The sequence below is a fragment of the Hephaestia mangrovi genome (assembly GCF_019880555.1).
GTDB classification, from domain to species: Bacteria; Pseudomonadota; Alphaproteobacteria; order Sphingomonadales; family Sphingomonadaceae; genus Sphingomonas; species Sphingomonas mangrovi.
Map to the genome: position 1 here is coordinate 1 of NZ_JAINVU010000016.1, position 8,191 is coordinate 8,191.

The following is an 8,191-nucleotide window of genomic DNA, read 5'->3' on the forward strand; positions in this document are numbered from 1 at the left end:
CTTCTTCGGACGCCTGAAGATCAACCGCGCCATCGCGACACGCTATGACCAACTCGCCGACAGCTTCCTATCCATGGTCCACATCGCCACCACCAGATACTGGCTCAAATTTGTCCACGCCGCCTAGGAGTCGGCAGATGAAGCAGGAGGTAGTTACCGTCGGATTGGATCTGGCGAAGAACGTGTTCCAGGTTCACGCGATTGGCGCTGGCGGGGAGGTGTTGGTTCGACGCAAGCTGCGGCGTGCGGAAGTGCTTCCCTTCTTCGCCGATCTTCCAAGCTGCCTCGTCGGCATGGAGGCGTGCGGGTCGGCACACCATTGGGCGCGCGAGCTGATTGCTCTTGGTCACGACGTCCGCCTCATGCCGCCAGCCTACGTGAAACCGTACGTGAAGCGCGGCAAGACCGATGCCGCCGACGCGGAGGCGATATGCGAGGCGGTGACGCGCCCGACGATGCGCTTTGTCGCGGTAAAGACGGCGGATCAACAGGCGGTTCTGATGCTCCACAAGAGCCGGGATCTGATGGTGCGGCAACGAACCATGCTCATCAACGCCCTGCGCGGCCATCTGGCGGAGTATGGGATCATTACCGCTGTCGGTGCCGGTGGGGTGACCGCGTCGCTGAAGACGCTGCATGAGCAACAGGACAGCTTGCCGTCTCACGCCAGATCGGCGCTTCACGGCATCGCGAGCCAGCTCAGGGCGCTTGCCAGCGAGATCGACCGGCTGGAAGCTCAGATCCTTGCCTGGCACCGGGCCGACGCGACAAGCCGGCGGCTTGCCACGATCCCCGGCATCGGCCCGATTACCGCCTCGGCCATTGCAGCGGCAGTGCCGGATGGATCGCTCTTCCAATCTGGGCGGCAGTTCGCCGCATGGCTCGGGCTCACGCCTCGACCGCACAGTTCCGGCGGCAAGGAACGCCTCGGCGGGATCACTAAACAGGGCGATGGCTACCTGCGGCGGCTGCTCGTGGTCGGGGCAACCGCGGTGATGCGCATGGCGCGTAAGGATGCGGCCCGCCAGCCCTGGCTGGCGCGGCTTCTCGAGCGCAAGCCGGTCAAGATCGCGACCGTCGCGCTCGCCAACAAAACAGCGCGCATCGCCTGGGCGGTGATGACGCGCAACGAGGTCTACGCGGCGCCGGCTGCGTGACCGTCGTCCAGCCGCCTCGCACAACACGAGCGGCAGGATGGCGCAGGAGTAACTGAGTAGTGATGACGAACCGGTCAGACCGGGGGTCGGCAAAACCCAGGGGGTCACAGCGCTTCGAGCGCGATGACGTGATTAGGGAGCCGGCCTGCGGACTTCATCAGGGCCAGCAGCCATGCGGTGATGCGCGAACAGGCCGAACACATGGATGCACCCGACCGGTGCTCGTCGCTGCACAAAAGCCCTTGCGCCACAGGGGTCGTCCACACATGACCCCCGGCTTTCATCCAGCGGTAACAAGGTGCCGATATCGCTGGTAAACCGATCAGCGGCACATGGCCCGCCGCTATCGGCAGAAGCTGGATGACGGCCAGCCGGGTGGTCCAGAAATGGGCAGCAGCTCATTTGTCCACGCCGCCTAGCTCCTTTTGGAAGAAAAAACGGGTGTCACGTCACGCCGCCCAGCTGTCTCTATTTGGAAAGTTGATCCACTGCCTCAATATTAAAATTAGAAAAAAAAGGGTCAATTGTTTCCGGGCTCTGCAATCGGGGGATAGCCGAGAAATAGCGCTCTAGTGTATCCCCTGGGGACATTACGATCGCAGAATCACTCAGATACGGGACGATTAGGCTATAGCCAGTCGCCGGAAAAATTAAGGTCGGCGTTCCAAGAGCGACTCCCTCAAGAACCGCCGTCGAGAATGTACCAAGTTGGGCGTGCGCGCGAGCCTGAAGCTCTAGCGTTCTGCCTGCCCCCCCCCCACGGTCCAGAACGAAATTTTTGACATCGGATGCGACAGATATCATCCGCTCGCAGGCCAATTGATCGTCGCCGGGATGCAACCGATAAATAATTTTCGGCGCTCCCGTGAGCCTAGCCACATCCATTGCGAAAGTAAGTAGTCTTTCCCGAATCATTGGCTGGGATAGAACTAATAAAAAATCTTCGCGTTCCAAGGCGGGCGTAGTATCAAGTCGTTCTCGTATATGCTTTACGCCGATCGTACTATGCCTGACGCCAAACGGATTGCTTAGACTACGAGTCCAACGATCACCGAAAAGAGCCAACCGATCAGGCAAGCAAACATCAGTTCGAGCGCCGATGCCGTCGTAGGCATAGTTCAATAATCCATGCTGAATATCGACTACGGGCAGACCGATCAGCTTCGCTGCAAGAATAAGACTTGGATTAGCATAAGAAACAACCGACCAAACTTGCTCAATCTGAGCCATTTCCAGCAATTTTCTATATAAATCACGCCGTGCAACTGTGTCGTTTACACGATTCTTTAGTAATACTTTTAAATCTAAATTTACTCCCAACCTAGCGTGAAGCCACTCTTCAATCGAAGTAGTTTTCGGTGCAGTCTCAAAAAAAGGCGCCGTCCTTTTGCTGAGTTTGGCGGCGATATTGATGGATTCGACACTCCAAGTATTATTCGCCTTGCCGCGCTTCTTGCCAGTCATGTCTAAATATATGACTGACCCTGGTAACGCGCTTCCCACCGCGTCCGAAAGAGGTTCAGCCTCACGGCCATCGACGATCTGCCCTCTCTCCCACCTTGCCACCAAAAATCGAGCGCGATTACCCCATAACCAAGGATTACGTGTAGAAATATTGCTCAAAGCATTTCGCATTCGCTCAGAAGTGCGAGTAGCCTTCGCCTGTTGAGCGGGGCCAACGCCGCTGACCTGCTGCAGAATTTTTTCTATAATAAACGGCCGAAATGCCGACCAAAATGGAATCCCGCTCCATTCCCAATCGAAAAGATCGAACCGCGCTTCGAGCTCGCGGACAGCTTCCAAAACAATCTGCAAATCATCATCGGGAAGTAACGTCATGACGCCGACAACTCCCGCTTCACCATTCGATCGGTGGTTATCACCGTCCACAACAGAAGAAAGCCACGGGAAGCTGCAAGCGCAATTGCTACCCCCATCGCCCCCAACCGATCGGCAAGAAAAAACATTATGGCTAGCGTAAAAACGAAATTCCCATAGCCGATACGGGACAGTATTTTTGTCTGCTTATAAAAAAATATTGGAGAGACGAATTGGAAATATATAATATTAAGAAGAGAGGCGCCGAAAAGAACGGGAACAAAATGCCAAGCTCTTCCATAGTTCGGAGGTAGGGCTATTTTAATCGCAAAATATACAACAAACAGGTAAACGAAGCAAAAAGCACAAACTCCGATTGAGATCATGACTCCAGTTTTTCGTAGTGATTTCCAATCGGCGAGATTTCTGGTCGTTTTAAGGCGAGCCATCCACCATGGCTGAAGCGCATTATTGAGAGAAAGCCCAATTGCGAATGGAACAATGCAAAGTTGGGATGCAACTCCATAAAGACCAAGCACCGCAGCAGTCGCGTAATGTGCGACGAACAAACGATCTGCAAAGCCAAGGAAGCTGTTAACGGCGGAATGTGGGACCGTTGCCCACGCCAACGCGCCATTATCTCGCCATACCTCGCGATTTGGCTTTCGGAGCAACCTTTCGCTTGCCGCAAGTCCAGCGGCAGCAACACCGGCAATCGCCGGCCCTAGGAGCACGCCCGCCGCACGCGATGTCCAATCGCCAGAGAAGGCTAGTAGAAACAATACACTGAGGACAGCGCTCAAGACGGTCGCGCTATTTTGAATGACGCCAAACCGCTTTGCCCGTCCCTCTGCCTGAAGGACAGAGAGGTAAAATTGGAGTGGAGCATTTGCACCGGCCGCAAGTATGACATACACGAGCCATTGCGATGGTATGACCAGAGGCCTCCAGCCAAGAAGAGCAATTCCGGCGGCCGCCACTGCTCCTCCGACGGTGCAGTAAAAGGAGAACAGAATTGCCCCACCCAACGTTCTTCGAGCAGCATTGGGCTCGTCAGCGATGAACGAACGAAGCACCGCCGGGCGCAATCCAAGGGTAAGGATCGTTCTAAAAAAAGATAACGCGCCCTGCACCACAACCACTGGGCCGAGTTCACTTGGAGGAAGCAGGCGCGTAAACACTGGAAGGAGGAGGAAAGGCAGCGCCATGCTGACTGCCGTGCTAACCAGATAGATCAATGCGTGGCCCGCCAGCTGGCTTTTTTTGAGCCGGATAGCTGAGCGACGAAGACGCTGAACGCTGAGCATTTTAGTGAAAGCGGCCAAGCGCCTTTAAGCGCTCAAAGTGATTACGGTCTCGATAGCCGAAAATACGAGCCGGATGCCCCCCCGCGATCGCGCCCGGCGGCACGCTTTTTGTCACAACCGAACCTGCCTGGATAATACATCCCTCGCCTAGCGTAACACCTCCCAGCACGATCACGCGATCGCCAATCCAAACGAAATCTTCGATAATAACTTCTTTGGAAACGTCCTCCATGCCCGGACCATAAGGTATAGCCGATCCGTGATCATAATTGTGATTGTCCGGGATGATGAGGCATTGGCTTCCCGAATGAAAATAGCGCCCAATATAAACCCTGCCGCGACCACTTACCGTCATTCCATTGAAATTTGCGAAGTCACCAATAGTGGTACTCGCGGTGAAGTGACTGGCGCGGTTAATGCGCACACCTCTACCAAGACGAGCGCCGCGCCAAATGGCGCGGCGAGCATTAAAAGCCCGCCGTACCCTTGCCCTAATCATGCGGACGCTACCAAGCATATTTTTCAGAAATCAAGACTTATTAACGGCGATATCAGCCATAGTCACAAGTTGAAGAGGCATATTCTCCGCAAATTTGACTTCAGCAATGGTAAAATCGTCGATCGTATCGATGTCAACGGCACTTTCCGAAGCAACCGAAAAGCCAATTATACGGCGCCCTGTCATGGAACCACTTAGTATAGTATTGACGCGAATCACATCGAGCTGCCCCGTATGCCAATACACCTCGGGCAATGCTTGCCGAGGCATATTGAATGGCTCAGCAATTCCGCTCATTTCGAGGAGAGGCTTAAGAATATTGCCGGGAGTCAAGCGCCACATTTTATAAGGCGTTTTCTCGGCGACGGTGACCGTCCGAATGCAGGAAATATCGGAGTCAGCAACCATCCGAGCTATTGCCTCCGATATCCAGCCCACTCCTCGAAATGGCGTGGTCGGTCGCAACTGAACGACTATATCTGGACGATAATTTTCATTTTCCTTCAGCCACTTCAAGGCATGGTCGAAAACCATAAAATCTGTGGCATCATCACCAGCAATTTGAGCTGGCCTTAAGAAGGGAGTTTCGGCGCCGTACGTGCGAGCTACGGCGGCTATCTCGGAACTATCCGTTGTACATATAACCCGTGTAACAGCCGACGATGAACGCGCGGCCAACACACTCCACGCAATTAGGGGGTGACCGCCAAGTAACCGAACATTCTTGCCCGGCAAGCCTTTCGATCCGGCTCGCGCCGGCACAAGCGCAAGCACCTCAGTCATACAGCAAGTTTACCTGAAAAGACCGAATCTGCCTCAATTGCCGAATTAGCCAATAATGTTTCCAGCCGATCAAGCGCAATCCAAAACCCTAACCCCGAATCCTTGTGGCCTTGCCAAATTTCCGGTACAAAACTCGCATTTGGGCAAGTCTTTCGGAGCACCTCCGCTATCATATGGAAATCTATATTTCCTTCGCCAATCTGCATCCCCTCACCATCAACTCCGAGCGCATCAACGATATGAAGATGCGCAGTATGTGGGCCGACAACTTCGCAAAACTCCTTCATAGACCATTTAAAGGCGTTGCAGGCCAACTGAGAGTGCGAGACATCCAGGCATACTCGCATCTTATTCTTCTCGCAGAAAGCTGCGATCTCGTTCGGATCCATGAACAAGTTATGATAGCTCTGGCCGCCAAAATGCCAAGGATAGGGCGGCATCGTCTGCGGAACTATCTCTACGCCCTCCAGATCCAACTGCGCTAAACTTTCTTCGATACGCTCGTAGAGTTCCGGCCTAATCGAGACAGGGAGGGCATGAGCTGTGGAAAAGCCCCCCATATTTGTGACAATCAAGGGGTCGCCAGAGACATTATGCCATTGCTTAAGATCACGAGTTAAATCGATCAGCCGCTGCAATTCATCAATAGACTGACGGCGGTAATCAACATCTGTCGCCGCCAGGTCAAGTGTATGATCACCTTTGAATAATTCGGGCGCATGGACTACATAGCCGACATTAAGGGGCTTCACGAACCAATCTTTTAGTTCGACTTCCATATCTCGATAGGACAGGTGGTATTCTAGAAAATCCGGCGAACTAATTTCCAGCATCTTTTTGTAGTCGTGCCACCTCACGGGAATGCCCCATGGCCGATCAAATTTATAATGTCTTGCTGAGATGCGCTCGTCTTCTAAATCGGTAGGAAAGAAGGGCGTAGCAGCAAGGATATCGCGACGAGCAACTCGCCCGATCAGTTCCCCGCGTCGATTTGGCTGCAGTCCTTGCCCGGGGCTCTGAATTACAATCATTTCATCGCTGATCTCAGTCCCAATTGGGATATCAACCGCAGCTTGGAGACTCTTCGCGAGAATCTCGCGGTTCATCAATTCTCCTTGCGTGAGAGTTCTTTGATCACGCGACCCTAGAGATTCTTCCACCGCGCGAATGCCACGCACCATTTCCCCAAGCTCTAACGGCAACAACGATACTTTATGATCGTTACCTTCTTGAGATCGATCCTCGGTGATATGCTTCTCGATAATGTTTGCACCGCGGGCGACGGCGGCAATTGGTACGGCGATTCCGCGCTCATGCCCCGAATAACCGCAAGGGCAGCCACCAATTTCCGCCAGCCGATCCATGTATTGCAAATTAATATCTTTAAAGGGGGCAGGATAAGTCGAATTTGTATGCAGCAAGGAAAACATCGCCCCTTCGGCCCGCAAAAGTTGCACCAGCTCTTTTATTTCTGCTTCCCGAGCCATACCAGTCGAACAGATCAACGGCTTTCCCGTTGCGGCAACTGCGGATACAAGTTCGTGGTTAGTCAGGTCTGCGGATGCGATCTTATAGCCCCGCATGCCGTAACGCTCCAAAGCCTCCAAGCTGACCAGATCCCACGGTGTACAGAGCGGCTCGATGCCTCTCTTCTGACAGTAGTCGAACGCCGCGAACAGCTCTTTTTCGCCCAAATTGAAACGCGCCAACAGGTCCAGCGTGTATTGCGCTCCCAGATCTTGCGAGGGGTCGTCCGCCCGGCCCCCGCTTCGATACAGCGACGTCATATCCCGCATCTGGAATTTCGCGCAGTCGGCACCGGCTTCAACCGCAACGTCGATAAGACGCTTAGCGATTTCCAGCTCACCTTGATGGTTATTGCCGATTTCCGCAATTATATAACAAGGCTCTTCCGCACCGATCCGTCGGTCGCCAATCGCCATAGCCCCGGATCTAGCAAAGGCGATTGCGGCGACCCTGCCAGCGGCATCGAGCAGCGGAACAGCACGTATCCGGCTTGAGAATGCAGCCTCAATATCCCGAGCGTCAGCGTCGACACTAAGCTTCGTAAAATCGGCGTTTGCCGCCTCAAGCGCATCCTCCTCAAGGCTGATAAATTCACGGGAGGTGAGCCATCGTCGGACGTCGCCGTCAGTCAATATACCTGTAGCATGGCCGCGCGAGTCGATGACGCAGAGAAAACCACTCTTGTTCCCAGACATCTTGCCGAGTGCCGTGAGCAGGGTTTCGCCCTGAAATACGACGAAAGGCGCGATGTTGCGTTCTACTAACAAATTCAACCCTTCCATGCCTCTTGTCGCGACGCCGCACGTCCTGCTTTTGTGGTGAGGCAATGTCAATCTCGTTGACCGCAAGCTGTCCTGATCTGGCCACTCGCTGCCGTTACAGCGCAACGAAGGGTTTGGATGCTCGAACCCATCGGCAACACCCCGGACCGACACCGAAGATAAATAGCCTATAGCCGCCGACAACATCGATATGAACCGCGCCGGGTTTGCCGGAGGCTCCAACTCCTGAGAAGGTGGAGCCTGTATGAGCAAGACGACGAACAAGTTTGCGCCGGAGGTCCGCGATCGTGCGGTGCGGATGGTTTTCGATCACGAGCG

General features: G+C 54.2%; 7 protein-coding genes. 1 reads left to right on the plus strand and 6 read right to left on the minus strand.

The window, feature by feature from the left end:
- Nucleotides 1-137 precede the first annotated feature (137 nt).
- The gene (locus K7G81_RS17555) at nt 138-1,157 is read left to right on the plus strand and encodes an IS110 family RNA-guided transposase (protein WP_223032130.1); all 1,020 of its coding nucleotides are present in this window, start codon (nt 138-140) and stop codon (nt 1,155-1,157) included.
- Nucleotides 1,158-1,625: 468 nt separating this feature from the next.
- On the opposite strand, the gene K7G81_RS17560 is transcribed toward K7G81_RS17555, so the two are convergent.
- From K7G81_RS17560 to K7G81_RS17585, 6 genes are all read right to left on the minus strand, one after another.
- On the minus strand, nt 1,626-2,996 hold the full coding sequence (locus K7G81_RS17560; protein WP_223032131.1) for a hypothetical protein: 1,371 nt from the start codon (nt 2,994-2,996) through the stop codon (nt 1,626-1,628).
- On the minus strand, nt 2,993-4,300 hold the full coding sequence (locus tag K7G81_RS17565; protein WP_223032132.1) for a lipopolysaccharide biosynthesis protein: 1,308 nt from the start codon (nt 4,298-4,300) through the stop codon (nt 2,993-2,995). Before K7G81_RS17565 ends, K7G81_RS17560 begins: the two co-directional genes overlap by 4 nt.
- Nucleotides 4,284-4,781 carry an acyltransferase gene (locus K7G81_RS17570; protein WP_223032133.1) on the minus strand — a complete coding sequence of 166 codons (498 nt, stop codon included), beginning with the start codon at nt 4,779-4,781 and terminating at the stop codon, nt 4,284-4,286. Before K7G81_RS17570 ends, K7G81_RS17565 begins: the two co-directional genes overlap by 17 nt.
- A gap of 30 nt (nt 4,782-4,811) precedes the next feature.
- Nucleotides 4,812-5,564 (minus strand): acylneuraminate cytidylyltransferase family protein, encoded by a 753-nt coding sequence (locus K7G81_RS17575; RefSeq protein ID WP_223032134.1) that lies wholly within the window; start codon nt 5,562-5,564, stop codon nt 4,812-4,814.
- Nucleotides 5,561-7,873 carry an N-acetylneuraminate synthase family protein gene (locus K7G81_RS17580; RefSeq protein ID WP_255587294.1) on the minus strand — a complete coding sequence of 771 codons (2,313 nt, stop codon included), beginning with the start codon at nt 7,871-7,873 and terminating at the stop codon, nt 5,561-5,563. Before K7G81_RS17580 ends, K7G81_RS17575 begins: the two co-directional genes overlap by 4 nt.
- Before the next feature lie 94 nt (nt 7,874-7,967).
- Nucleotides 7,968-8,191, minus strand: a 224-nt coding sequence (locus K7G81_RS17585) for a hypothetical protein (protein ID WP_223032135.1), incomplete at its 5' end; no start/stop codon positions are given.